The following is a 25,147-nucleotide window of genomic DNA, read 5'->3' as shown; positions in this document are numbered from 1 at the left end:
TGGCCCCGTATCAGCCGATCAGTGCCGGCTGGTCGTGTGGCGGTTGGTCGATTGCGTGTCCGCGGTAGGTGTGTCGGTCGATGGTCACGGTTGAGGTCTGCGCCCATGATTGGAGCCTCTGTTTTTCTCGTGACCATTCGGCGGCGAGGCGCCGCAGGTCGTCGGGAGCGTCGGTCCAGTACAGGCGTGGCGTGGCGGTGAATTTGGTTGCGGTGTCGTCGGTTACGGCTTGCTCGTAGAGGTCCGCGAGATGTGCCTGATTTGTGAGTGGGATTGTTTCGGTGGCTGTCCAGTAGCCGAAGACCATGAACGCAATTGGGCTGGGTGGGAAGAAGACACCAAAGCGGTTGAAGCCCTTTATGGTTGCTGTTCCTCGCGGGCTGTGGGCGGTGATGCGGCGGCGTGACTTTCGGTAGCGTAGGAAAGGGCACGCGGCTGCTGAGTAGAGCACACATGAGTGATGTGCCGGCCCGAAGGCTTGCGAGAACAGGTGGCCATAGAGGTCATTCCGGTCTGTTTCGGTGCTGACCACGTAACCCGGAGATGCGAGTGGATAGCCGCACAGCCAGCAGCGGCCCCGGATAGCGAGTATTCGCACCTTGCGCGCGTCGACGCTGAAGATGGGCTTGCCGTCCACCCAATGGGATGCGGCGTGGGAGGGCAGCCCGTGGAATGCCTTGGCGCGCTGGTGATGCAAGGCGGGTAGGTCGGCCATCCAGGGTGGCGCAGGTGGCAAGTGCACGGTGGTCTCCTGGTGGTGTGGCGGCGGCAGGGCGCAGGACTTCGCTGGGCCGATGGCAGATATCGGTCGTCTTGGCGAAACCTTGCGGGGAAAGGAGCACGCGATGTCTGGTGCGCTTGAAAGCCCGTTTGACGCCCGTGCCGCCGCCGGTCTTGTTATTCGACGACGGTTGCCCAACCGTGGCGTTGCCAGTGCTCGGCGACACCCGTAGGGACACCGGTCAGTGTGCCGCCGCGTTGCTCGCCGTCGTGGAAGACGAGGTGCGGCTCGTTGACGTTGACGGTGACGGTGGTGCCGTCGTTGTCTGGTGTGCGTCGCTGGCGCTTCGTTGTCATGGTCATCAGGTGGTCGCAATCTTGACGATCGCGGCGGGGTTGGGGAAGCCGAAGCCGGCCCTTAGGATCGCCCGCACGGCAACGCGATCCGAAGTGAAGAACACGGAGCGGTCCGATTCGACCACGGCGTCCTGGCGGAGGATGAAGTACCCGAAGGTCTTCGGTATGCCCCACACCACGTTGTTAGTGGTGGTGACGTACGGCGATGTGAGCAGCGGGATTCCGAGAATCTGGCGTTGACCCGGCATCGTTGGATCTGCACCCAGCAGCGGGACGTTGGAGTCGGCCGAGGTGTATTGCTTGACCTTCGCCAGGGCTTGCGCGGTCGCGGGATTGGTGACCCACGCGGTGATCTCGCCGTTGTGTTGCGCTGAGGTGTAGATCGCGTCGCTGAACGGGTCCACGTTGGTGTAGGCGCTGGCCGGGCCGCTGACGGAGGTGACCCCCGAGACGCCGGGCAGGCCGCCTGGTCCGTTTGTCGTCGTGGCGGTGAACAACGCTTGGTCGACCTTGCGGGTGAGGTCGCGGACGATGCCGTCGCCGACGGCTTGTGCTGCGGCCGGTGTGCTGTCGTTGGCGAGCTCGGTTGAGATCACCGACAGGGCGGCGAGTTTCGACGGGGTGATTTCCAGCTCGTCGAGCGTCGCATCGCTAGCGGTGATTTCGGCGCCTTCGGCCGTCCAGCTCGCGGCCGGGTCGGCGGTCACCAGCGGCACCCGATACGAGTGCGTCGTGATGGGAATGGTGGTGAGCACCTGGCCGGCGACGGATTGCTGGATCAGGGGTTGGATGACGAGTTCGCCGACCTGCGATGGGGTGAGGATCGGAGCGAACGTCGATGTCGTTGAAGCCATGCGTAAGCCTCCAAGGCGATAAATGCGCGGTTGCGCAACGGATTCGATGTGATCCGGTCACTCGCCTGGAGTTCTCCGGCTGGGCGCCTGGCCCTCGCGGTGACGTTTCGGCCCGGTCCTGCCGACGCTCCGAACGTCACCTGCGATTCTAGCTGCCCAGGACGTCAGACCAGGCGGCGCCACGCTGCGGTGGCGGCGGCGCGAACTGGCCGAAGTTCTGCCAACGTTGCCCCGCTGGGCGCGGCTTGCCCAGTCGGGGGCGCTCCTCGAGGAGTGCACCGGCGGCGGCACGCAGTTCGCCTTCGTTGAGGGTGCCGTCGTCGTTGTAGAAGTCGCTCGCCTGCACTTGGCCGATGTCGAACAGGTCGGCAGGGACGTCGAGGAGGTCGGCGACCATGGCCTCCACTTCGCGGCGCTGGTGACCCTGCAGGCGCTCGGCGAGCCCGTCGCGTTCGGCCTCGACTTCGCGGAGCTGGCGGCGGTACCGCGCGGCCTCCGCATTCGGCGAGCTGTCGTGGGGTTCGGAGTCTATGCCTTCGGCGTCGTCGGTTGGTCCGGTCTCTGGCTGGTCGGCGTGCTGGTCGTCGCCCCCTGGGTTAGGTGGGGCGGTTGGGCTGTTCTCACTCATGTTTCACTCCTCGGTGTAGTTCCACTGTTGACGGTTGTGGTCGAACGCGGCGCGTAGCACTGTGCCTGCCGCATATTCGGTGGCTACGTCCGCGGTGGCGGTGGCCATCTGACCAGCCACTGCCTCGGCGTTACCCGCCCCGAATTCATCTGCCCAACCCGCGGCTTGCAGGTAGCCCGAGCACGCGGTAACTAAGTCGTCGAAATCGATGTCGATTTCTCGGACCATGAGCGTGGTTGATGCTCGATGGGAGTTGAGTCCGATATGGGAGCGGTCGCAGCCACAGTCGGGCCGGTCGCAGACAAGCGTTGTGGGGACTGCGATCTCTCCGTCGATGCCCCAGCAGAAATCGTGAGGGCGGCCGGGCGGGGCTGCGTGAATCGTCAGCATCTTCACGGCGTTACGGTCTCCAACTGGGGCCAGCGGCGACGGCGCACCAGCCCCGAGGGGAACGACACCTTGGTGATGAGGTCGTCAGGCACGGTGTAGCCCAACATGGTCAGCAAGGTCTTTTCGGTGTCGGTGGCCGGTCGCTCGAAGTAATCGCACTGATAGCCGGTCGCTTCGTCCCACTCGTACCGCCATGTGACGCCTTCGGCGCAGAAATCGGCCAGCTGGGTGCTGTCCTCGGCTCGCTGCAGCTCGTCGGGCAGCGGCGCGGAGAACGCGAGCCAGCCGCGCGGATCAGGCTGCGGCACTTGGGCAGGGAGGTCAGCCATCTGCCTCTCCCGTCTGACGTCGGGTCGACTCAAGCCAGATCGCTAGGCGGTCTTCGACGTCGACATCGAAGTGTTTGAGGGTCGTGAAGAGGAACCCGCACAGCTGCAGCGCGACGCTGTAGGGGTCGCAGTTGCCGAGAAGGACCGCGGTGGCTGCTGTGTCATCGCGGTAGAACGACTGGGCGAGGAGCACCGCGTCGAGCGGGGCGCGGCGGGTGAGTGGATTGTCGGGGTGTCCAAGTGGATTATTCATGCTTCTGTCCTCTCTGGGGGGTGGATCGGCTGGCTGAAATCGCGGGGGGCGTATGGCCGGCCGTCACCGCTGCCGATGCTGGCTGCAGTCCGGGCTACGCACGGCACCCTCCGGACGCGGCCATCTGTTCGCGTACACCAGTGGCCCTTCTGCGCACCACAGTTGGTGCAAGTCGTGGACAGCGCGTCGGTGTCGGAGTATGCCGCCCAAATCGCTCCGCGCATCAGCTCGCCCCTTCCCCTACAGCGGAGTTTGCTGAGCAGGTTGGGTTATGGCCCATGGTCGGGATGTGCCAGCCGCATTCGCGGCAGCGGCTGGCGCCGGGGGGCGGCTGGAAGTTGGTGCGGTGGTGGTGGCTGTGGACGGCCGTCAAGTGTCGGTGCCGCGGCATGGACGCAGGGGTGGGCACAAGCCCGTTTGGAGGGCTCGAATCGGTGGGTTCCGAAGGTGGCAAATGTCCCGAAGGTGGCGAAGGTGGCAGGCTAAGTGGCATGCCTCCTTGGGTGCCACCTTCGCCACCTTCGGCGGTTTTTGTGCCACCTTCGGGCGGTGTGCCACCTTCATGGTTGATGGCCCAGACCCACCCCTCGCTGAGTCCGCGGGCCTTGCGGCTTTCGATGCGAGGGTGCCGATGGCGCCGGCGTGCGTCCTTGAGCTCCTGGTCGCTGAACCCTGCGGAGCGCCCGGCTTTGAGGACATCGGCGGCTTTGGCTTCGCCGCCTTCGCGGGTGAGGTAATCGAGCAGGAATATCTTTGCTGGGTTGCCGCCGGGTTCTTCGCCGAACTCGGCGTTGGCAGCCAGGTGCTCGCGGGCGGTGCGGTCAGACGTGCCGGCGTAGACGAGAAGTGGAACGGTGCCGTCGTGCTCCTCAGACGGTGGGAAGTATTGCACCGGCTTGATGGTGAATCTGGACGCCGGAATCGGAGCTGCGCTGTTGGCCTTCTCCGGGCCGACGAGCAGCTGGCCGTCGTCGTCGGTCTGGGCGTAGAGCGTCATGCGGGCTTTCTTGCGGAGTTCGCCCGTGGCGCCGTAGCGGTCGCGGGGGTTGCCGGAGACGATGCGGTTGGTGTGGGTCACCAGCATCACGGCCGAGTCGGTGAAGGTCGCCAAGTCTTTCCACGGGTGCAGCGCCTGGCGGGCCTGCTGGGGATCGCGGACAGACAACATCGCGGGCACGGTGTCGAGCCAGGCGTCGACGACGACTAGGGCAGGAGAGGGCACGGCTTCGGCGATGAGGTGAATATCCCGCGGGAAGATGGGCGCGCCGCTGCCGTCGTGGTCGGTGCAGATGACGCTGATGCGGTCCAGGTCTGCGCCGGCCACCGTCAGGCGTGGGAGGACGGTGTCGGACCAGCCGTCTTCGGTGCAGATGATCATCACGTCGGCTGGGTCGCGGGCTGGGATGCCGAACTCGGGCAGGGCTTCCCCGGTGGTGATCGGTGCGGCGAACCATACCCAGGTGAGACTTTTGCCGATGCCTTCGTCTCCGACGAGCAGGCTGACGGCGGCCGTAGGGATCCGATTTCTTGCCAGCCAGCGGGGTTGGACGGCGGGTTTGAGCTCGCTGGCCCGCCAGACCCGCGGCATCTCGATCGGCGGCGTCGTTTCCGAATCCATTAGGCCACCTCGCGAGGGATGTAGATCCCGTTGCGCTGACGGCTGCTTGACGCGAAACCTGACCAGTCGACCGCGGCCGAAATGTCCTGTCCCGCTCCGACAAGCGCAGCCTGCGCGGCGTCAACACGCAAGGCGTGATGCTGCGCCGCGTCGTAGATGGCGGCGATTTTCGCCGGGTGGTCTTCAGCGAGGTTCTGCCAAGTGAGGGTGCCGGCCATTGGCCAGCACCCCACCTCCGTCAGAAGTGGCTGTACGAACTGGTGAACGAGCCACCAATCCACTTGGCGCGAGTCGATCACCGATCCTCCCCGCTGTAGATGCTGGCGATGCGCCGAGGGGAGAGGTTTGTGCCGTTGCATGCGGTTCGGATTGCGTTTCCAAGCTCGTTGTAGAGCATGGTCGCTTCGTCGATCCGCAGTTCATAGTCGGCGTCAGTCTGATCGACGCCACCGTGAATATGAACGACCACCTTGGGGGCCGGGTCAAGATCCTCGTTGTACCGGACGCCGATACCCAAAACGGTCACAAACTCAGAGGTGAGCATCCGGTCGTAACCCTTCAAGCACCTCAGCGAATCGGCCGTAGCCGGGACATAACTCGGCGTGTTGAAGTGTTCCCATCGCTGGGCCTCGTGGGCGTCCATGTCGTTTTCACACCAGCTGAACTGGCAGCCATGGTTGGCTTCGCGCGCGGCCTCCCTGGTGTCGTGAGTCTGTGGCATGATGAGGTTCTCCTGTTCTTGTGTGAATGGGTTGGAGCGGTCCCCGCTCGGTGCGCGAACACCGAGGATCCCGGGGGCCGCTTCGCTGTAAGTGGCGGACATCAAGCTGCGTCCCCACCGATTCGGTTGTCCGCCAAGAACTTCAAGACGTCCGCTCTCAGATACCGGACGCGACCGCCGATCTTCACATGGGGAATGCCGCGCCGGCGGTAGCGATCTTGAGCGAGGGCGTCGACCGTCGTTTGTACGACCTCGGCGACCTGTGCGGCCGTCGCAATCGGCGGTAAATCATCGGGAGTGAGCACCGCCGCTCTGTCCGCTAGATCCGACATTGTCATCTCCTGTCACTGTGCTGCCATACTTTGACAACAGTCAGAGTAGACCACCTCCGGTTATCCGCTGTCAAGGTTGGCTCGCAGATTGACAAAGTGTGTCAATATGGACGAGTGGCGGGAAGAGAACCCGAAATCGGGCCGACAGCTAAGACGGTGGCCGCGAACGTACAGCGGCTGCGAACGAACCAGAACATGAATTACACGCAGCTCTCCGAGCGTTTGCAGGACCTAGCAGGTTGGTCCATAAATGCCGTCGGGATTCGGCGCATAGAGTCCGGGGAGCGACGAGTGACCCCGGATGACCTGATGGCTCTAGCGCGCGCGCTCGGAGTTTGGCCGATAACCCTGTTGATGCCCGATGCAGAAAGTGGCCAAGATGCCGTCACTGCTACCGGCTTACCGAAATCCGTCACGGCAGAGGAGCTTTGGAGCTGGCTGACCGCATCCGACGGCCTCTATGACCACGGGGGCAACGAGTGGGTCGAAACGATGCACGCGGGGCATCCGGGCTGGAAGGTTCGAGGGTATTACCAATCCGCCTACCAGCAGGCAGTTGAGGATGCCCGCAAGGAGGGCATAGACCTCGACGCGTTGGCAGACAAGTTGGAGGCACGCGAACGTGGCGACGATTGAGAAGTACGAAACGTCGATTGGCACGACGCGTTACCGCGTGCGGTACCGCACTCCCGACCATCGTCAGACGACGAAACGGGGGTTTCCGACGAAACGGGATGCCCAGGCGTGGGCGGAGCAGCTCGAGGTCGACAAGCGCCGCGGCGCGTACGTCGCGCCGGCCGCGGGTCGGGTGAAGCTGGGTGAGTATGCGCAGGCGTGGCTGGACTCGAAACACAAGCTGACGCCATCGACGCGCGCTCGCTATCAAGCGGTGCTGGACACTGCCCTGGCCAAGTATTCGGATGTGGCGCTGGCGGATATCAGCCGCCGCTTCGTGCGCAAATGGGTCGCCGATCTCAGCGTGGATCTGGCACCGGCATCCGTCCACAAGACAATCGGCGTCCTGCGCCAGGTGCTCGCGATGGCGGTCGACGACAACCGGCTTGTGCTGAACCCGGTCGACGGGATCGAACTGCCCCATGTGCGCGCGATAGAGCAGCGTTTCCTGACGCTTGAACAACTGCATGCCCTAGCCGACGGATCCGGCGCCAATCGCCCGCTGGTGTACGTGCTGGGGACGTGCGGACTGCGCTTCGGGGAGGCCGCCGAACTCCGTTGGCGGGATCTCGACTTGGAGAACCTGCGGGTACGGATCGCGCGGTCGGTGACGCTGGTCGATGGCACATTTGTAGTCGGGTCACCAAAGAACGGGAAGGGACGCTCCGTCAGCTTGCCAGCGTTCGTTGCCCGTCTTCTTGAACCCGGCGACTCAGACGGCCTGGTGTTTCCAGACTCAGCCGGCGGCTACATGAGAGGCAGCAATGTACGACGCCGATGGTGGTCGCAGGCGGTGACAACGGCAAAGTTGTTCCCGCAGACGGTGACGGATGCGGACGGGAAGCAGACCGTGGTGTATGACTTCAAGCTTCACGAGTTGCGGCACACCGCGGCGTCGCTTGCGATCCAGGCGGGCGCGAACATCAAGGCGCTGCAGAACATGCTCGGACACGAGTCCGCGGGCCTGACATTGGACCGCTATGGCCACCTGTATGGGTCGGACGTCGAGGCTGTGGGGGTGGCCATCAACGCGCTATTAACTCGCAATTGTGGTCAAAATGTGGTCAGCGCGACCGATTCGGCATCGAGCCTGCTACAGAGAAACACGGCCTGAGATGCAGTTTCATTCTGTGGAGCCTAGGGGAATCGAACCCCTGACACCCGCCTTGCAAAGGCGGTGCTCTACCAACTGAGCTAAGGCCCCTCGACGGGATCGGGTGGCTGACCTGTTGCGTCGTCCACCGCCACGTGCCAGACCTCGACCCCGCGTCGGGAGCGCACCACCACCGCCGCCACCACAGCGATCAGTGTGATTGGCAGGGCGAGTCTTACGCAACGTCTTGACGGGCACATGGTTGTGGGCCTAGGAGGACTCGAACCTCCGACCTCTTCGTTATCAGCGAAGCGCTCTAACCGCCTGAGCTATAGGCCCGTACACGGGTACGGCCGAGCGACGAGATTACCGCAATCGTCGCCCCACCCCCAAAACGCTAGTCGCGGTCCGCCAGCGTCACTTCGATACCGCCGATCAGATCGGTGGTCAGGTTGTAGACGAAGGCGGCGATGGTGGCCATCGCGGTCAACAACACGATGTTCACCAAGCCGATCAACACGGCGCCGCCGAAGATGGTGCCGCTGGAGACGAGCTCGCCGGTGCTGCCGCTGGTGTTGTTCAGCAGGTCGCCGACGTTGCTGTTCAGCTTCGACCACACCCCCATGCCGCCGAGCACCAGGTAGAGGAACGCGACGGCGATCATCCAGACGAAGAAGAGTGCAACCGAGAGCAGCAGGGAGACCTTGAGCGTGCTCCACGGATCGATCCGGCGGATCTGCATGCTGGCCCGTACCGGGCCGCGCGGTCGCCGGGTCACCTGGGTGTGGCTTTCACGGCCTTCGCGGCCCTCCCGGCTTTCGGCGGCCGACGAACGGCCCGACCCGGAGGGGCTCGCCGCCTCCGGCGTGCGGTCGGGCGGCGTCTTGCGCTGCGGGCCGCGCGGCGTCGGGCCGGACAGGTCCGGCAATTCGCTGGCGTATGCCTCCGCCGGCGGCCCGTCGCCGCGGCCCGACGGGGCGTCGGCCTCGTGCGGCGGGTTCTTCGGCGGCGGGGGCGCGCCGGCGCCCGGCGCCGCGGTGCCGGAGATGAACCGGTTCAGTCGGGCCTCGACGCCGGTGGGCGGGCCCGACGGCCGCGCCTCGGTCGGGGGCTCACCTTGGCGCTGCGGCGCTTGCGGGGGCCTGGGCCCACCACGCTGCCACGGTGGCGACTCCCCGGCGTCCGGAGCGCGGCCGGGCTGGGCGGGCGGCGTCGCGCGGTGTACGCCGGCGCGCTCGGCCGAGCCGTCCCCATTGAGGCCATCGCCCTTTTTGGGGGCGCCCGGCTCGTTCGGTGAGCTCACCCCGACTCCTTTGATCTCCTGCCACGCCCCCGGGGGCGATGGCAGTCACATTTTGTCTGGTCGGGCCGAGTCTAATTGCCCGGCCGTTCCTCGGACCCCCGGGATTGGCACCGACTAGCCGTCGGACTCCGCGGCGCCTTCCGCTTCCTCGACGACTTCGTCCGCGTTTTCCTCGGCGTTGCGCGCGATCGCCAGCAGCGTGTTGTCCTCGCCCAGGTTCATCAGGCGCACGCCCTTGGTCTGTCGTCCCGCCTTGCGGACCTGGCGTGCGTCGGTGCGGATCACGCCGCCCCCGGAGGTGATCGCGTACAGCTCGCTGTCGTCGTCGACGATCAGCGCACCCACCAGCTTGCCGCGCCGCCGGTCGAACATCACCGTAAGCACGCCCTTGCCGCCGCGGCCCTGCACCGGATACTCCTCGATCGCGGTGCGCTTGGCGTAGCCGCCGGACGTCGCCACCAGCAGGTAAGTGCCCTCGCGAACCACGTTGAGCGACAACAGGTAATCGTCCGTATTGAACCGCATGCCCTGCACGCCGGAGGTGGCGCGTCCCATCGGCCGCAGCGCCTCGTCGGTCGCCGAGAACCGGATGGACTGGCCGTTGGCCGAAACCAGCAGCAGGTCGTCCTCCGACGAGCACAGCACCGCGCCGACCAACTCGTCGTTGTCGCGCAGGTTGATCGCCACGATTCCACCGGACCGGTTGGAGTCGAAGTCGGTCAGCTTGGTCTTCTTCACCAGGCCGTTGCGGGTGGCCAGCACCAGGTATGGGGCGTCCTCGTAGCCACGGATCTGAATGACCTGGGCGATGCGCTCCTCGGGCTGGAAGGCCAGCAGGTTGGCGACGTGCTGGCCGCGGGCAATTCGGGACGCCTCGGGCAGTTCGTAGGCCTTGGCGCGATAGACCCGGCCCTGCGTGGTGAAGAACAGGATCCAGTCGTGCGTCGAGCTGACGAAGAAGTGCTTGACGATGTCGTCTTGCTTGAGGCCGGCGCCCTGGACGCCCTTGCCGCCGCGTTTCTGGCTGCGGTACAGGTCGGTCTTGGTGCGTTTGGCGTAACCGGTCTCGGTGATGGTGACGACGACGTCCTCGCGGGCGATCAGGTCCTCGTCGCTGACCTCGCCGTCGGCCGCGACGATCCGGGTGCGGCGGTCGTCGCCGTGCTTCTCGACGATCTCGGCGAGCTCGTCGCGCACGATGCCGCGCTGGCGCTCCGGCTTGGCCAAAATGTCTTCCAGGTCGGCGATCTCGGCCTCGATCTTGGCCAGGTCGTCGACGATGCGCTGGCGCTCCAGGGCGGCCAGGCGACGCAGCTGCATGTCCAGGATCGCCTGGGCCTGGATCTCGTCGATGTCCAGCAACTCGATCAGCCCGGCCCGGGCGATGTCGACCGTCTCCGACGCCCGGATTAGGGCGATGACCTCGTCCAGCGCGTCGAGTGCCTTGACCAGACCGCGCAGGATGTGGGCGCGTTCGTTGGCTTTGCGCAGCCGATAGGTGGTGCGGCGGACGATGACGTCGAGCTGGTGCGCGACGTAATGGCGGATCATCTGGTCGAGCCGCAGGGTGCGCGGAACCCCGTCGACGATGGACAACATGTTGGCGCCGAAGCTGGTCTGCAGCTGGGTGTGCTTGTAGAGGTTGTTCAGCACCACCTTGGCCACCGCGTCGCGCTTGATCTCGACGACGATGCGCAGCCCCACCCGATCGCTGCTCTGGTCTTCGATGTTGGCGATGCCCGCGAGTCGGCCGTCGCGCACCTGCTCGGCGATCGAGGTGATGAAGTTGTCGTGGTTGACCTGATACGGCAACTCGGTGATCACCAGCGAAGTTCGGCCGCGCGAATCTTCTTCCACTTCCACGACTCCGCGCATCCTGATGGAGCCGCGGCCGGTCTTGTAGGCGTCGGAGATCCCCTGGTTGCCCACGATCAATCCGTAGGTGGGGAAGTCGGGGCCCTTGACCCGCTCCATCACCGCGGCCAGCGTGGCTTCCTCGTCGGCCTCGTGATTCTCCAGGCACCAGAACACGGCCTCGGCGAGTTCGCGCAGGTTGTGCGGTGGGATGTTGGTCGCCATGCCGACCGCGATGCCGCCGGAGCCGTTGGCCAGCAGGTTGGGGAACCGGCTGGGCAGCACCGTCGGTTCCTGCACCCGGCCGTCATAGTTTGGGATGAAATCGACTGTCTCCTCGTCGATTTCGCGCAGCATCTCCATGGCCAGCGGGGTCAACCGCGCCTCGGTGTACCGCATCGCCGCCGGCGGGTCGTTGCCCGGTGAGCCGAAGTTGCCCTGGCCGTCGACGAGTGGGTACCGCAGCGACCATGGCTGCGCCATCCGGACCAGAGTGTCGTAGATCGACGCGTCGCCGTGGGGGTGGTAGTTCCCCATCGTCTCGGCGACCGACCGGGCCGACTTGGCGTGGCTGCGGTCCGGGCGGAATCCGGAGTCGTACATCGCGTACAGCACGCGGCGGTGAACCGGCTTGAGACCGTCGCGTACCTCCGGCAGGGCGCGCCCCACGATCACGCTCATCGCGTAATCGATGTAGCTGCGCTGCATCTCCTGCTGAATGTCGACCGGTTCGATGCGGTCGCCCGCCTCGTCGCCGGGTGGCAGCGTGGTGTCAGTCATCTATTCCCCTTTGTGGGTTGGCGTGCCTGACTCGGCAGCTAGGAAGGTCAGACATCCAGGAAGCGAACGTCTTTGGCGTTGCGGGTGATAAAGCTGCGGCGCGCGTCGACGTCTTCGCCCATCAGGATCGAGAACAGCTCGTCGGCCGCCGCGGCGTCGTCGAGGGTGACTTGGCGCAACACCCGCACCGACGGGTCCATTGTGGTTTCCCACAACTCCTTCGCGTCCATTTCACCGAGACCCTTGTACCGCTGGATGCCGTCCTCTTTGTTGATCTTCTTGCCGGACTTCAGTCCCGCCTCCAGCAGGCCATCGCGCTCACGGTCGGAGTAGGCGAACTCGGGATCGGTGCGCTGCCACTTCAACTTGTAGAGCGGCGGCTGCGCCAGGAACACGTGCCCGTTCTCGATGAGCGGCCGCATGAACCGGAACAGCAGCGTCAGCAGCAGGGTCGAGATGTGCTGGCCGTCCACGTCGGCGTCGGCCATCAGCACGATCTTGTGGTAGCGCAGCTTGGTGAGGTCGAACTCGTCGTGAATCCCGGTACCCAGCGCGGTGATGATCGCCTGGACTTCGGTGTTCTTCAGCACCCGGTCGATGCGTGCCTTTTCGACGTTGATGATCTTGCCGCGCAACGGAAGGATCGCCTGGAACATCGAGTCGCGACCGCTCTTCGCCGAGCCGCCGGCCGAATCACCCTCCACCACATAAAGTTCCGACTTGCGCGGATCGGTGGAGCGGCAGTCGGCGAGCTTGCCGGGCAGTCCGCCGAGGTCGGTGGCGCTCTTGCGGCGCACCAGCTCTCGTGCCTTACGTGCCGCGATACGCGCCTGCGCCGACGACACCGCCTTGTTCACAACGGTTTTGGCCTCCGAGGGGTTGGCCTCGAACCAGTGCGTCAGCTGCTCGTTGCACACCCTCTGCACGAACGACTTGACCTCGGTGTTGCCCAGTTTCGTCTTGGTCTGGCCCTCGAACTGGGGCTCGGCCACCTTGACCGAGATGACCGCCGCTAAGCCTTCCCGGATGTCGTCGCCGGTGAGGTTGGGGTCCTTTTCCTTGAGCAGCTTCTTGTCTTTCGCGTATTTGTTCACCACCGAGGTCAAGGCGCTCCGGAATCCTTCTTCGTGGGTTCCGCCCTCGTGGGTGTTGATGGTGTTGGCGAAGGTGTGCACCGACTCCGAGTAGCCGCCGTTCCACTGCATGGCGATTTCGACTTCGTGGCCGGGGCCTTTTCCGTCGAAGTCGATCACGCTCTGCTGGATCGGGCTTTTGGTGCGGTTGATGTGCTTGACGAAGTCGACCAGCCCACCCGGGTAGTGGAACGTGCGGTGCTTGACCTTGTGCGGCGCAGTCGATTCCGCCGCCTTCTCCTCCGCGGACTTGGGCGCCTCGGCGGTGTCGCTGACCACTTCGTCGACGACCTCGTCCTGCTCTACTCGTTCGTCGGTGAGATTGATCGTGAGACCCTTGTTGAGGAAGGCCATCTCCTGGAGGCGCCGCGCCACGGTCTCGAAGTCGTACTGCGTGGTCTCGAAGATCTCGGGATCGGCCCAGAACCTGATGGTGGTGCCGGTCTTCTTGGTGGCCTCGCCTTGCTTGAGGGTGCCTGGCACGGCCCGGTCGTAGTACTGGAACCACTCGTGCCCGTCGCGTTTGATGCTGACTTCCAGGCGGGTGGACAGCGCGTTGACCACCGAGACGCCGACGCCGTGCAGCCCACCGCTGACGGTGTAGCCACTGTTCTCGCCACCGAACTTGCCGCCGGCGTGCAGCTGGGTCATCACCACGTCAACAGTGGGGGCCCCGGTGGCGTGCATGGCCACCGGAATGCCGCGCCCGTCGTCGACCACCTCCACGCTGCCGTCGTCGAGCAGCCGCACGTCGACCTTGCTCGCGTAACCGGCCATCGCCTCGTCGACCGAGTTGTCGACCACCTCCCAGATGAGGTGGTGCAGCCCGCGCTCACCGGTGGACCCGATGTACATGCCGGGGCGTTTGCGGACGGCCTCCAGCCCTTCGAGCACGGTGATCGCTGAAGCGCCGTATTCGTCTTGCGCCTTCTTCTTCTGGGCAGCCACGGTCGGAATGCTCTCCTTGGGGTTTCATGCGGGCGGTTCCAGTCACCGCATCAGTCGCATGCCGCCAGTCTACCGTGATGGGCCGTCCGCACCGATTCTCTGGGCGCGTTTCTACCCAGCTAACCGCGCCGTGCGGACGATTTCTCTATTCCCGCCGCGTCCCGACGTGCGTCAAGGCAGTTAACGTCGTCCTAGCGGCTTTGAGCGCCCTGTTGATAAAGCGGTGTGTGGGGATCGTCGGCGCCGGTCGAGGCGCTACCCGTAGGTGTCGCGCGGACCTCTCCCGGCGATGTGGCGGGGCCCCTTGCGCCACGACGGCGCGGCGGGGCCGGTGATCTTCAGTGACGTCACGACCCCGTTGCCGACCGCCGCGGCGATCTTGGCCAACAGCTGCGACTGAATCATCCGCAGCTGGGTGGCCCACGCCGTGGATTCGGCGGTCACGCTGAGCACGCCGTCATTCAACGCCGTCGGCGTGGCATGGTCGGCGATCTGGTGGCCCACCACCGACGACCAGTTGCCCAGCACAGTGCCCTCGGCGACCTGCGTCGACCAACCGCGCTTCTTAGCCAAGTCGCGCGCCACCCTGCCCAGCGGTTGGGGATCCCGAACATCGGGTCCGGGGCCAGACCAGCTTCGTCGCTGCCCCGCGACCCGTCGGTTCACCGGCGGTGTCGACCGTCCCCGCCCGGCGTCCTTGCCTTGCGCGCGCGCCGCGGCGCGGGCTTCTTCGAGGGTGCGCCTGACCAAGTCGATACCCCGCAGCGGGCCGGGTGGTGCGTCGCCGGAATTTGGTTCGTCGCTGTCGGTCATGACCGCACCGCCGAAACCCGACCGAGGTCGTCGTCGCGCAAGTCGATGTACACCTGCGTGGCGTCCCAGTCCGCCGGAATGTCTTCCAGCACCGCGGCGGTCACCAGTACCTGCTCCGCCGATTCCGCCACCGTCGCCAATGCTCGGCGGCGGGCCGCGTCGAGTTCGGCGAACACGTCGTCGAGCAGCAACACCGGTTCACTCCCGTCGGCTCGCAGCAATTCGTATGACGCCAACCGCAGCGCCACCGCGAAAGACCACGATTCCCCATGACTGGCAAAGCCTTTCGCCGGTTGATCACCCAGCCAGAGCTCCAGATCGTCGCGATGCGGCCCCACCAGACACATCCCGCGATCCAACTCCGCATCACGGCGTTCGGCCAACGCGGCCAACAGGGCCGCCTCCAGAAACTCGCGGTCGCTACCGCCGCCGCCCGCCGCCGCGTGTGCGCCGAGGCTGGTGCGATACGCGATCGCCGCCGGCCGCGACGCCGGGGCCAGCAACTGATAAGCCTTCTCCACCTCCGGCGCCAACTGGTTGACCAGGTCGATGCGCGCTGCCATCAACTCCGCGCCGTGCTCCGCCAACCGGCTGTCCCACACGTCGAGGGTGTCCAGGGCGCCGCGGTCACCCCGGTGCCGGATTCCGCCAGCGGACTTCAGCAATGCGGTGCGCTGGCGCAGCGCCTTCTCGTAATCCGCGCGCACCGCCGCCACCGCCGGCCGTCGCACCGTCGCCAGGTCATCCAGGTAGCGGCGCCGCTCCGCGGGATCCCCACGCACCAAAGCCAAGTCTTCGGGAGCAAAAAGCACAGCGCGCAAAACTCCGATCACCTCGCGCGTGCTGCGCACCGGTGACCGATTCAACCGCGCCTTGTTGGCCCGCCCTGCCGCGATCTCCAGGTCGATCGCGCATTCCCTGCCCTCGTTGACCACGATTGTCGACACCACCGCTCGGTCGGCACCCGCCCGGATCAGCGGTGTATCGGTGCCCACGCGATGTGAACCCAATGTTGTCGAAAACCAAAGTGCCTCAATGAGATTCGTCTTACCGAAGCCATTGGACCCGATGAACACCGTCCGGCCCGGCTCCAGTTCGAGGTCGGCGTGCGCCCAGGACCGGAAATCACGCAGTCCCAAATGCCGGACGTACACCTATCCGGGCAACCGAACTGGCATCAACAGGTAGACATAATCCGTCGGGAACGCCCCGAAGGGCCCGTTGCCGGCGGGCGGACTGTCGTCGGCCGAAGCCGGCCGCAGCAACGCCGGCTTACCCGGCGTCGTGAAACCGAACGAGACCCGCTCCGAATGAACGGCCGCGAGACCATCGGTGAGATACGTCGGGTTGAACGCAATCGTCAACGGCTCGCCGACGAAATCGACCGCAAGATCCTCCTCGGCCCGGCCGACATCGTCGGCGCCCGCGGACAGCCGCAGCGAGCCTTCCGAGAATTCCATCCGCACCTGGGCGCCCCGATCGGCCACCAACGCAACCAGCTTGATCGCCTCGGTCAACTCGGCCACGTTGATGGTGGCCACCGCCGTGTGCTCGGCCGGCAACAGCTGGCGGAACTTCGGGAACTCCGCATCGAGCAGCCGCGTAGTACTGCGCTTGCCGTTCCCGCTGATGCCCAGCAGACCGTCTTTGCCGACCCCGCTGCCTGCGCCCAGCGACAAACGCACCTCGGAACCGTCCGCGCCGGCCCTTGCCGCCTCGGCCAACGTTTTCGCCGGTACCAGGACGGCGGCTTCGATGTCGGGCGACGACGCGGACCAGGTCAGCTCGCGCACCGCCAGCCGGAACCGATCGGTGGCCGCCAAAACCACCGTGTTACCTGAAATCTCGACCCGGATCCCGGTCAGCATCGGCAGCGTGTCGTCGCGGCCGGCCGCAATGGCCACCTGACTGATCGCCTCCGCGAAGAGCTCAGCGGGCAGCGTCCCGGTCTCTTCCGGCAAGCCCGGCAGCGTCGGGTAATCCTCGACCGCCATGGTCGGCAGCGAGAATCGCGCGCTGCCGCAGTTCAGCGCGACGCGATTACCGTCGACGTAAAAGTCGACAGGCTTGTTCGGCAACGCCCGAGTGATGTCTGACAACAATCGGCCGGACACCAAAACGCTTCCGGGAGAAGCGATTTCCGCTGCAACCTGCGCTTCTGCGGAAACTTCGTAGTCGAATCCGGAGATGGTCAAGCCCTCATCGGAGCCCGATAACAACACTCCCGACAGCACCGGCACCGCCGGCCGGGTCGGCAGGTTCTTCGCCACCCACGACACCGCGTCGGCGAAGGACTCCCGCACCAAACGAAACTTCAAGTCGCTGAGGCCAGCTCTTGTCGTCGCCGCGTCCATAGCGTCCCTTCACCTGCCGAGCGTTTAAAAGTCAGTGGCTAGCCTCTCCCCGCTAGCTTGGGGCTCCGCGACGGACGCCACCGACATGTCATGCCACCGGCGACCGCAACGGCAGTCGAAGAACAACCGTAGATCGTCCGCGGCCATCTTGAAAGCTAATCGCGAAGCCCGACAAGCCGGGTTACCGACGGATCCTCGACAGGGATTCGATCGCTCGTCCCCAACGCTGTATTTCAAAGAAGAAACGACGAAGAGATCTCAGTACTAGTAATAAGGCCTGTGCAGATTGGGGACAGCGGCGGCTTGATGCAGCTAGGGCGGCGGATCGGGCTGTGGATCACCGCGTGGACGACTGTGTGTCGAGTGTTGGGCCGCTGGGGAGGAAGGACGCCTGTGCACGCGGCGCCTCTTAGTACACGGGTGTTTGATTGCGTTGTGCACAGTCCTGCGCACAACTTCCGCGTGTGGCGGGTGTGACAGACGTGCGAGAAGTTTTTTGGAATTAATTCCGCGGTCTCAGGGCGCAGAGCGGCCCGGCGTCAGCGCTTGGAGCGTTGCCGGATGCGAGTGGTGAGCTCTTTGACGTGATCGAAGACCTCACGCCGCTCGGCCATCTCGGACAAGATCTTGCGCTGCGCGTACATCACCGTGGTGTGGTCACGACCGAATGCCTGGCCGATCTTGGGCAGCGACAGGTCGGTCAGCTCGCGGCACAGGTACATCGCGATCTGGCGTGACTGCGCCAGCGCGCGGGTCTTGCCTGGGCCGCGTAGTTCTTCCACGGTGGTGTCGAAGTATTCGGCCGTGGCCGCCATGATCGTCGCCGCGCTGATCTGCATCGTGCTGGCATCGGCGATGAGGTCGCGCAGCACGATCTCGGCCAGTGCCTTATCGATCGGCGTCTTGTTCAACGACGCGAACGCGGTAACGCGGATGAGGGCGCCCTCGAGTTCGCGGATGTTGCGTTCGATGCTGCTGGCGATGAGCTCAAGGACGTCGTCGGGGACCGCGAGCCGCTCCATCTGTGCCTTCTTACGCAAGATCGCGATGCGGGTCTCGAGTTCGGGCGGCTGGACGTCGGTGATCAAGCCCCACTCGAACCGGGTGCGTAAGCGGTCTTCGAGGGTGGCGAGTTGTTTGGGTGGGCGGTCCGAGGAGATGACGATCTGCTTGTTGGCGTTGTGCAGGGTGTTGAAGGTATGGAAGAACTCTTCCTGGATACCTTCCTTGCCCTCGATGAACTGGATGTCATCGACGAGCAGCACGTCGACGTCGCGGTAGCTGCGCTTGAATGCCACCTTGCGGTCGTCGCGCAGCGAGTTGATGAAGTCGTTGGTGAATTCCTCGGTGGACACGTACTTGACCCGCATCCCGGGAAACAGCCGTTGGGCGTAGTTGCCGGCGGCGTGCAGCAGGTGCGTCTTACCCAGACCGGATTCGCCCCAAATGAAGAGCGGGTTGTAAGCGCGCGCCGGTGCCTCGGCGATCGCCAGAGCCGCGGCGTGCGCGAAGCGATTGGAGGCTCCGATGACGAAGGTGTCGAAGGTGTAGCGGCGGTTCAGGCTCGTACCGCCGGCTACCGCCGGATCGGCGTGGTGCGGACGCTCGGTGAAGTAGTTCGGCCAACTCTGCGGCGCACCCTCGGCCCCGTCGCCGTTCTCGTCTGCCTCGTCGGCGTCGATCGCGTCCTCTTCCGCGAACGGCGCTTCGGTTTGGGGAAATGATTCACCCTGCGGAATCACAACATCGTCGGCGTCGTCATCGGGCGGCGCGATGCGCACCCCGAGCTGGATCTGCTGTCCGAGCCGGCGGCTGAGGGCGTCGGTGATGGGGGCGCGCAGATGACGTTCGATCTCGTTCTGGACGAAACTGCTCGGCACCGACAGCAGCGCGAATCCCTCGACGATGGTCAACGGCTGCACCAGGTTCAGCCAGGCCCGTTGCTGTGGTGTCAGGGGAGTGATGAGCGTGGTGCGGTTAGCGACTACCCCGTCGGGGGTGGATTCGCCGTTGAGTTCGGAAACAACCGCGTTCCACACGGTCGTGAACCCTGAACCGGGGTCATCGGTCAACGACGCATCCCCCTGGTTCTCGAGCATCCCGGGTCAAGCTACAACCACGCTTGGTGAACAAAGCGACTGTCCACATAGTTATACACAGGTGTGGACAGGATGAGCGTATGCGAACCCGCACCTACCGGCGACGGCTCGCGATCTCCGTGCTGGAAGAAAACCGTTGACGGCTGTCTAGGCAGCTAGTCGACCCACCATCCTCGCTTCGTTGTGGAGCGCCGTTGCAGTCTAAAACGACACTGGCAGAAGCTAACAGTTTTCCGTGCGGCTGCCAACCGTTCTGCTGCATTCCAATCGGGTTGTTTAGGGTTCCTTGGGCCCGGTGCGACTCGCGACCGGGGGCTGCGTTGGGGCAGGCCAGGTTTGACCAGGCGAAGCGTGGTCAGTACCCTCAAACAGTCGCCCGAAAGTCGGCGATGCGGCTGCGACCCAGGTCTGCCTGGGGACCGCGCCGGCCAGCAGCAAGATTACCTCCGACCGACCCGCAGACGAACCTGAGCGAGACGTCTGGCCGGCCGGCTGGAAATGCGAGACACAACGAGGAGAACGTCGTGGCCAAGGGCAAGCGGACCTTCCAGCCGAACAACCGGCGCCGAGCCCGCGTGCATGGCTTCCGGTTGCGCATGCGAACCCGCGCCGGACGCTCGATTGTGTCGAGCCGGCGCCGTAAGGGGCGCCGCGCGCTATCTGCCTGATCGCAACGTCGGGTTTTTCGGCGGTGCTTTCCGCACGCAACCGCATGAGGCGGTCAACGGAGTTTGACGCGACGGTGAAGCAGGGCGTCCGCGCCTGGCAACCCGACATCGTGGTCCACATCCGGCGGGCGAGCGATCACGATGTCGCGACGGCTCCGCGGGTCGGATTGATTGTCGGCAAGTCGGTGGGCTCGGCCGTGGAACGCCATCGGGTGTCGCGGCGGCTGCGACATGTGGCGCGATCCATCTTGGGGCAGCTCGAAGATTCCGATCAGTTGGTGATCCGGGCGTTGCCCGGCAGTCGGACCGCGTCGTCGGAGCGATTGGCACAGGAGTTGCGCCGAGGTTTGCGGCGGGCGCTCGAGTCGGCGGGACGGCAAGAGTGACCGCGCCGGCACGCGGCGCCATCCATCCGTTGGGCGCGGCGACCGTGCGGGGCCTGATTTCTCTGATCCAGCTGTACCGGCACATGGTTTCGCCGCTGCGGCCGGCGACATGTCGCTTCGTGCCGACGTGCAGCCAGTATGCGGTCGACGCGCTGACCGAGTACGGCTTGATGCGGGGGAGTTGGTTGGCTGTGGTCAGGCTTGCCAAGTGCGGACCATGGCATCGGGGCGGATGGGATCCGATCCCGGAGCGCTCGGGATGTCACGTGAACTTCGAAGATGCCAGCGACGCTTGGGCCCGCCCGGCGGCGCGAGGGGAGAGTGGAACTCTTGTTTGATTTCTTTAGCCTCGACTTCGTCTACTACCCGGTGTCGTGGATCATGTGGGCTTGGTACAAGCTGTTCGCCTCGATGCTGGGACCGTCGAACTTCTTCGCGTGGGCGCTGTCGGTGATGTTCCTGGTGTTCACCCTGAGAGCGCTGCTGTACAAGCCCTTCGTGCGGCAGATCCGCACCACCCGTCAGATGCAGGAACTGCAACCGCAGATCAAGGCGCTGCAGAAGAAGTACGGGAAAGACCGCCAGCGGATGGCGCTGGAGATGCAGAAGCTGCAACGCGAGCACGGGTTCAACCCCATCCTCGGGTGCTTGCCGATGCTCGCGCAGATCCCGGTGTTCATTGGCCTGTATCACGTGTTGCGGTCGTTCAACCGGACCACCGGGGGCTTCGGTCAGCCGCACCTGTCGGTGGTGCAGAACCGCCTCACCGGAAACTATGTCTTCACTCCGACGGATGTCGGGCACTTCCTGGATGCCAACTTGTTCGGCGCACCGATCGGCGCGTTCATGACGCAGCGGACGGGGCTGGACGCGTTCACCTTCTTCAGCCGGCCGGCGGTCATCGCGGTCGGCGCCCCGGTGATGATCCTGGCCGGCATCGCGACCTACTTCAACAGCCGGGCATCGGTGGCGCGGCAGAGCGCAGAAGCCGCAGCCAATCCGCAGACGGCGATGATGAACAAGCTTGCGCTGTATGTGTTTCCGCTCGGCGTGGTCGTCGGCGGTCCGTTCCTGCCGCTCGCGATCATCCTGTACTGGTTCGCGAACAACATCTGGACATTCGGTCAGCAGCACTACGTGTTCAGCATGATCGAAAAAGAGGACGAGGCCAAGAAGCAAGAAGCGCTGGAGCGCCGGGCGGCCAACGCGCCGGCGCCCGGGGTGAAACCGAAGCGCAACCCGAAGCCGGGACAGCCGGTGGGCAACGGGTCGTCGACGGCCGCCGAGGGGGAGGCGGACTCCGAGGCCGCCGCCGGCGAAGTCCCATCGGCGAAGCCCGAGGCGGACAATCCGAATCCGAGTGGACAAAACGGTGGCACGCCCAACCGCACTCCGCGACCGGGCGCACGACCCAAGAAACGCAAACGCTGACAAGGGAGACATCGCCATACCGGGCTGCCCTGGCAGGGCGACCCATTGGCAGGGACCCGTGGATGAGGGAGAGAAAGACATGACCGACGCAGACACCACCACCGACGAACGGGACGTGGATACCGAACTCGAAGCCGAGCGGCCGGCCGAGGAGGGCGCCGAGGACTTCGACGACCAGGAGGAGCGATTGGTCGCCGAGGGCGAGATAGCCGGCGACTACTTGGAAGAGTTGTTGGACCTGTTGGACTTCGACGGGGACATCGATCTGGACGTCGAAGGCAACCGGGCGATCGTGAGCATCGACGGTAGTGACGACTTGAACAAGTTGGTGGGCCGCGGCGGCGAGGTGCTCGACGCGCTGCAGGAGCTCACCCGGCTGGCCGTGCACCAGAAGACGGGCGTCCGTAGCCGGTTGATGCTCGACATCGCCAGTTGGCGCCGGCGGCGCCGCGAGGAGTTGGCGGCCCTGGGCGACAAGGTGGCGCGGCGCGTGCTGGAATCCGGCGAACGTGAAGAGCTCGCGCCCATGACGCCGTTCGAGCGCAAGATCGTCCACGATGCCGTCGCGGCGGTGCCGGGCGTGCACAGCGAGAGCGAGGGCGTGGAGCCCGCACGGAGAGTTGTCGTCCTGCACGACTAGCCGAGTTACAGCCGTGTAGTTCCGGCGGTGCGCCCCGATTCCGCGCCAGGCAAAGCAGAGGATGTTTCACGTGAAACATGTCGGCCCGGTCGAACCCGACGGGGACCAACTCGCCCCGCCGGAGCCGGACGTCGCGGCGTCGATCTTCGGTGCGCGGCTCGATTTGGCGCGGCGGTACGCGGAGGTGCTGGCCGGCGCCGGAGTGGAACGGGGGCTGCTCGGCCCGCGCGAAGTGGAGCGCATCTGGGAACGCCATGTCCTCAACAGCGCCGCGGTCGCGGAGTTGCTCGAGCCGGGGGAGCGGGTCATCGACATCGGCAGCGGCGCGGGATTGCCCGGAATCCCGCTGGCGCTCGCACGTCCGGATCTGGACGTGGTGCTGCTCGAGCCGCTGTTGCGCCGTAGCGAATTTCTCAGCGAGGTCGTCGACCAACTAGGGTTAGCCGTCGAAGTGGTCCGCGGCCGTGCCGAGGAACTGTGGGTACGCCACCAGTTCGGGGAAAGGGATGCGGCGGTGTCACGAGCGGTTGCGTCGTTGGACAAGCTGGCGAAGTGGAGCATGCCGTTGCTGCGGCCGGGCGGTCGGATGCTCGCGATCAAGGGCGAGCGCGGACGCGACGAAGTTGAACAGTACCGGCGTGTGATGGCAGCATCGGGCGCTCTTGATGCCAGGGTGGTGACATGTGGCGCGACCTATTTGCGTCCCCCCGCAACCGTAGTGATAGCCCGACGCGGAACGCAGCCGCGCCATCAGCCGGCACGGACGGGGAAGGCCGGAAACCGATGAATAATCCGGGAGAATCGCCAAGCGCCGCGCACGTCCAGGCACCCGAGGCGGCCGTAGCGCCGGAGGCTGTCGGGGATCCCGCGGCGAATGTTTCACGTGAAACAGCGGACGAATTCGATACGCCGATAGGCGCCGCCGCCGAGCGGGCGATGCGGGTCCTGCACACAACGTATCCGCCGCTGCGCCGGCCGGGTCACCGCCGCGTCCTGACCGTTGCCAACCAGAAAGGTGGTGTCGGCAAGACCACCACGGCGGTGAACCTCGCTGCGGCGCTCGCGCTGCAGGGGCTCAAGACGTTGGTCATCGACCTCGACCCACAGGGCAACGCAAGCACCGCGCTCGGTATCACCGACCGGCAATCGGGCACGCCCTCGTCGTACGAGGTGCTCATCGGTGAGGTCGACGTCAAGGACGCGCTGCGACGCAGCCCGCATAACGATCGACTCTTCTGCGTCCCCGCCACCATCGACTTGGCGGGCGCCGAGATCGAATTGGTCAGCATGGTGGCGCGCGAGAACCGGCTGCGGACTGCCCTGGCGCAACTGGACGACCTCGACTTCGACTACGTCTTCATCGACTGCCCGCCATCATTGGGACTGCTGACCATCAACGCGCTCGTCGCAGCGCCGGAGGTGATGATCCCGATCCAGTGCGAGTACTACGCGCTCGAGGGTGTGTCGCAGCTGATGCGCAACATCGAGATGGTGAAGGCCCACCTCAACCCGCGGCTCGACGTGAGCACCGTGGTGCTCACCATGTACGACGGGCGCACCAAGCTCGCCGACCAGGTCGCCGAAGAGGTGCGCCGGTACTTCGGCACCAAGGTGCTGCGCACGGTGATCCCGCGCAGCGTCAAAGTCTCGGAGGCGCCCGGTTACAGCATGACCATCATCGACTACGACCCCGGTTCGCGCGGGGCGATGAGCTATCTCGACGCGAGCCGTGAACTCGCCGAACGCGATTGACCACCATCCGTGAAGGGACGACCATGACGCAGCCGTTACGCAAGAAGGGCGGCCTCGGCCGCGGCCTGGCTTCGCTGATCCCGACCGGTCCCGCCGAAGGTGACTCCGGCCCCGCGACCCTCGGTCCGCGGATGGGGGACGCGGCGGCGGACGTGCTGATCGGCGGTCCGGGCCCGGAGCTGGCGCCAGCGGGCGCGGTGTATCGCGAAATCGCACCCGCCGACATCGAACCCAATCCACGTCAGCCGCGGCAGGTGTTCGACGACGAGGCGCTCTCCGAGCTGGTGCACTCCATCCGCGAGTTCGGTCTGCTGCAGCCCATCGTGGTGCGGGCGGTGCCCGGAGCCAAGACGGGCCCGCGGTATCAGATCGTGATGGGGGAGCGGCGCTGGCGGGCCGCGCAAGAGGCCGGGCTCGCCACCATCCCCACCATCGTGCGCGAGACGGGCGATGACAATCTGCTCCGCGACGCCCTTCTGGAGAACATCCACCGGGTGCAGCTAAACCCCTTGGAAGAGGCGGCGGCATACCAGCAGCTGCTCGACGAATTCGGCGTCACCCACGATGAACTCGCCTCGCGCATCGGCCGTTCGCGGCCACTGATCACCAACATGATCCGGTTGCTCAAGCTGCCGATTCCGGTGCAACGGCGGGTGGCCGCGGGCGTGCTGTCGGCCGGCCACGCCCGCGCTCTGCTATCGCTGGAGGCCGGGCCCGAGGCGCAGGAGGAACTGGCCAGCCGGATCGTCGCGGAGGGGTTGTCGGTGCGGGCGACCGAGGAGGCGGTGACGCTCGCAAATCGGAGCGGCGCGAGCGCGCCGTCTCCCCAGCGGCGGAAGCCGATCCAGATGCCGGGCCTCCAGGAAGTCGCCGATCGGCTGTCGAACGCCTTCGATACCCGGGTGACGGTCAGCCTGGGCAAACGCAAAGGGAAGATCGTCGTGGAATTCGGCTCCGTGGACGATCTGCAACGAATCATCGACATGATGACCACCGCCAAGGCCTGACCCGCCATA

28 protein-coding genes and 2 tRNA genes are annotated in these 25,147 nt (G+C 65.4%); 10 read left to right on the top strand and 20 right to left on the bottom strand.

Annotation, left to right across the window (positions count from 1 at the left end):
• Positions 1-10 precede the first annotated feature (10 nt).
• The 11 genes from A5773_RS26015 to A5773_RS11705 all read right to left on the bottom strand — a co-directional run bounded on the left by A5773_RS26015 (position 11) and on the right by A5773_RS11705 (position 6,202).
• The gene (locus A5773_RS26015; RefSeq protein WP_156744822.1) at positions 11-715 is read right to left on the bottom strand and encodes a hypothetical protein; all 705 of its coding nucleotides are present in this window, start codon (positions 713-715) and stop codon (positions 11-13) included.
• 182 nt (positions 716-897) lie between these two features.
• Positions 898-1,083 (bottom strand): hypothetical protein, encoded by a 186-nt coding sequence (locus A5773_RS11750; protein ID WP_067791006.1) that lies wholly within the window; start codon positions 1,081-1,083, stop codon positions 898-900.
• The gene (locus A5773_RS11745; RefSeq protein ID WP_067791004.1) at positions 1,083-1,931 is read right to left on the bottom strand and encodes a phage major capsid protein; all 849 of its coding nucleotides are present in this window, start codon (positions 1,929-1,931) and stop codon (positions 1,083-1,085) included. The genes A5773_RS11750 and A5773_RS11745 overlap by 1 nt, the downstream gene beginning before the upstream one ends.
• A 148-nt stretch (positions 1,932-2,079) precedes the next feature.
• A complete protein-coding gene (locus A5773_RS11740) occupies positions 2,080-2,559 on the bottom strand; it encodes a hypothetical protein (protein ID WP_067791003.1) in 480 nt (159 codons plus the stop codon).
• A 3-nt stretch (positions 2,560-2,562) separates the two neighbouring features.
• Positions 2,563-2,955, bottom strand: coding sequence for a hypothetical protein (locus tag A5773_RS26010; RefSeq protein ID WP_156744820.1), 393 nt, complete (start codon positions 2,953-2,955; stop codon positions 2,563-2,565).
• The gene (locus A5773_RS11730; RefSeq protein ID WP_156744818.1) at positions 2,952-3,278 is read right to left on the bottom strand and encodes a hypothetical protein; all 327 of its coding nucleotides are present in this window, start codon (positions 3,276-3,278) and stop codon (positions 2,952-2,954) included. Before A5773_RS11730 ends, A5773_RS26010 begins: the two co-directional genes overlap by 4 nt.
• Positions 3,271-3,531, bottom strand: a complete 261-nt coding sequence (locus A5773_RS11725) for a hypothetical protein (RefSeq protein ID WP_156744817.1) — start codon at positions 3,529-3,531, stop codon at positions 3,271-3,273. Before A5773_RS11725 ends, A5773_RS11730 begins: the two co-directional genes overlap by 8 nt.
• A gap of 223 nt (positions 3,532-3,754) precedes the next feature.
• On the bottom strand, positions 3,755-5,149 hold the full coding sequence (locus A5773_RS11720; protein ID WP_067790995.1) for an AAA family ATPase: 1,395 nt from the start codon (positions 5,147-5,149) through the stop codon (positions 3,755-3,757).
• Positions 5,149-5,508 carry a DUF2742 domain-containing protein gene (locus tag A5773_RS11715; RefSeq protein ID WP_082948195.1) on the bottom strand — a complete coding sequence of 120 codons (360 nt, stop codon included), beginning with the start codon at positions 5,506-5,508 and terminating at the stop codon, positions 5,149-5,151. Before A5773_RS11715 ends, A5773_RS11720 begins: the two co-directional genes overlap by 1 nt.
• Entirely contained in the window at positions 5,445-5,972 is a 528-nt protein-coding gene (locus tag A5773_RS11710; RefSeq protein WP_067790993.1) for a hypothetical protein, read from the bottom strand. Before A5773_RS11710 ends, A5773_RS11715 begins: the two co-directional genes overlap by 64 nt.
• Positions 5,972-6,202: a helix-turn-helix domain-containing protein gene (locus A5773_RS11705; RefSeq protein ID WP_067791052.1), complete on the bottom strand. Its 231-nt coding sequence runs from the start codon at positions 6,200-6,202 to the stop codon at positions 5,972-5,974. The genes A5773_RS11710 and A5773_RS11705 overlap by 1 nt, the downstream gene beginning before the upstream one ends.
• A 96-nt stretch (positions 6,203-6,298) precedes the next feature.
• Here A5773_RS11705 and A5773_RS11700 point away from each other — a divergent pair, with 96 nt between their 5' ends.
• The gene (locus A5773_RS11700) at positions 6,299-6,838 is read left to right on the top strand and encodes a helix-turn-helix domain-containing protein (protein WP_369817353.1); all 540 of its coding nucleotides are present in this window, start codon (positions 6,299-6,301) and stop codon (positions 6,836-6,838) included.
• Positions 6,825-7,991 (top strand): tyrosine-type recombinase/integrase, encoded by a 1,167-nt coding sequence (locus tag A5773_RS11695; RefSeq protein ID WP_067790989.1) that lies wholly within the window; start codon positions 6,825-6,827, stop codon positions 7,989-7,991. Before A5773_RS11700 ends, A5773_RS11695 begins: the two co-directional genes overlap by 14 nt.
• Positions 7,992-8,008: 17 nt before the next feature.
• Here the strand turns inward: A5773_RS11695 and A5773_RS11690 are convergent.
• The 9 genes from A5773_RS11690 to dnaA form a co-directional block, all read right to left on the bottom strand.
• Positions 8,009-8,081: transfer RNA gene (locus A5773_RS11690), tRNA-Ala, on the bottom strand.
• 154 nt (positions 8,082-8,235) lie between these two features.
• Positions 8,236-8,309: transfer RNA gene (locus A5773_RS11685), tRNA-Ile, on the bottom strand.
• Positions 8,310-8,367: 58 nt separating this feature from the next.
• Complete coding sequence (locus tag A5773_RS11680; protein ID WP_066951053.1) at positions 8,368-9,273, bottom strand: DUF3566 domain-containing protein; 906 nt, start codon at positions 9,271-9,273, stop codon at positions 8,368-8,370.
• A gap of 114 nt (positions 9,274-9,387) precedes the next feature.
• Complete coding sequence (gene gyrA, locus A5773_RS11675; RefSeq protein ID WP_066951057.1) at positions 9,388-11,907, bottom strand: DNA gyrase subunit A; 2,520 nt, start codon at positions 11,905-11,907, stop codon at positions 9,388-9,390.
• 47 nt (positions 11,908-11,954) lie between these two features.
• On the bottom strand, positions 11,955-13,988 hold the full coding sequence (gene gyrB, locus A5773_RS11670; protein ID WP_066951060.1) for a DNA topoisomerase (ATP-hydrolyzing) subunit B: 2,034 nt from the start codon (positions 13,986-13,988) through the stop codon (positions 11,955-11,957).
• Positions 13,989-14,243: 255 nt separating this feature from the next.
• Positions 14,244-14,801, bottom strand: a complete 558-nt coding sequence (locus A5773_RS11665) for a DUF721 family protein (protein ID WP_066951065.1) — start codon at positions 14,799-14,801, stop codon at positions 14,244-14,246.
• Positions 14,798-15,955: a DNA replication/repair protein RecF gene (recF, locus tag A5773_RS11660; RefSeq protein WP_066951069.1), complete on the bottom strand. Its 1,158-nt coding sequence runs from the start codon at positions 15,953-15,955 to the stop codon at positions 14,798-14,800. Before recF ends, A5773_RS11665 begins: the two co-directional genes overlap by 4 nt.
• Positions 15,956-17,155 carry a DNA polymerase III subunit beta gene (gene dnaN / locus A5773_RS11655; protein ID WP_066951072.1) on the bottom strand — a complete coding sequence of 400 codons (1,200 nt, stop codon included), beginning with the start codon at positions 17,153-17,155 and terminating at the stop codon, positions 15,956-15,958.
• 539 nt (positions 17,156-17,694) lie between these two features.
• Complete coding sequence (gene dnaA, locus A5773_RS11650; RefSeq protein WP_066951372.1) at positions 17,695-19,227, bottom strand: chromosomal replication initiator protein DnaA; 1,533 nt, start codon at positions 19,225-19,227, stop codon at positions 17,695-17,697.
• 551 nt (positions 19,228-19,778) lie between these two features.
• Here dnaA and rpmH point away from each other — a divergent pair.
• From rpmH to A5773_RS11620, 8 genes are all read left to right on the top strand, one after another.
• The gene (gene rpmH / locus A5773_RS25575; RefSeq protein ID WP_073880743.1) at positions 19,779-19,922 is read left to right on the top strand and encodes a 50S ribosomal protein L34; all 144 of its coding nucleotides are present in this window, start codon (positions 19,779-19,781) and stop codon (positions 19,920-19,922) included.
• A 23-nt stretch (positions 19,923-19,945) separates the two neighbouring features.
• A complete protein-coding gene (gene rnpA, locus A5773_RS11645) occupies positions 19,946-20,308 on the top strand; it encodes a ribonuclease P protein component (protein WP_066951077.1) in 363 nt (120 codons plus the stop codon).
• On the top strand, positions 20,305-20,646 hold the full coding sequence (gene yidD / locus A5773_RS25570) for a membrane protein insertion efficiency factor YidD (protein WP_082948194.1): 342 nt from the start codon (positions 20,305-20,307) through the stop codon (positions 20,644-20,646). The genes rnpA and yidD overlap by 4 nt, the downstream gene beginning before the upstream one ends.
• Positions 20,630-21,739, top strand: coding sequence for a membrane protein insertase YidC (yidC, locus tag A5773_RS11640; protein ID WP_156659367.1), 1,110 nt, complete (start codon positions 20,630-20,632; stop codon positions 21,737-21,739). Before yidD ends, yidC begins: the two co-directional genes overlap by 17 nt.
• A gap of 79 nt (positions 21,740-21,818) precedes the next feature.
• Positions 21,819-22,379 carry a R3H domain-containing nucleic acid-binding protein gene (locus A5773_RS11635; RefSeq protein ID WP_066951085.1) on the top strand — a complete coding sequence of 187 codons (561 nt, stop codon included), beginning with the start codon at positions 21,819-21,821 and terminating at the stop codon, positions 22,377-22,379.
• A 61-nt stretch (positions 22,380-22,440) separates the two neighbouring features.
• Positions 22,441-23,166, top strand: coding sequence for a 16S rRNA (guanine(527)-N(7))-methyltransferase RsmG (gene rsmG / locus A5773_RS11630; protein ID WP_067266371.1), 726 nt, complete (start codon positions 22,441-22,443; stop codon positions 23,164-23,166).
• Positions 23,163-24,131, top strand: coding sequence for a ParA family protein (locus A5773_RS11625; protein WP_082948193.1), 969 nt, complete (start codon positions 23,163-23,165; stop codon positions 24,129-24,131). The genes rsmG and A5773_RS11625 overlap by 4 nt, the downstream gene beginning before the upstream one ends.
• A gap of 23 nt (positions 24,132-24,154) precedes the next feature.
• The gene (locus A5773_RS11620; RefSeq protein ID WP_066951100.1) at positions 24,155-25,138 is read left to right on the top strand and encodes a ParB/RepB/Spo0J family partition protein; all 984 of its coding nucleotides are present in this window, start codon (positions 24,155-24,157) and stop codon (positions 25,136-25,138) included.
• Positions 25,139-25,147: the final 9 nt, after the last annotated feature.

Source organism: Mycobacterium sp. 852014-52450_SCH5900713 (assembly GCF_001667075.1).
In the GTDB taxonomy this organism is placed as follows: Bacteria; Actinomycetota; Actinomycetes; order Mycobacteriales; family Mycobacteriaceae; genus Mycobacterium.
Note: the sequence above shows the minus strand (reverse complement) of the source record. Positions and strands in the feature narration are given on the sequence as shown.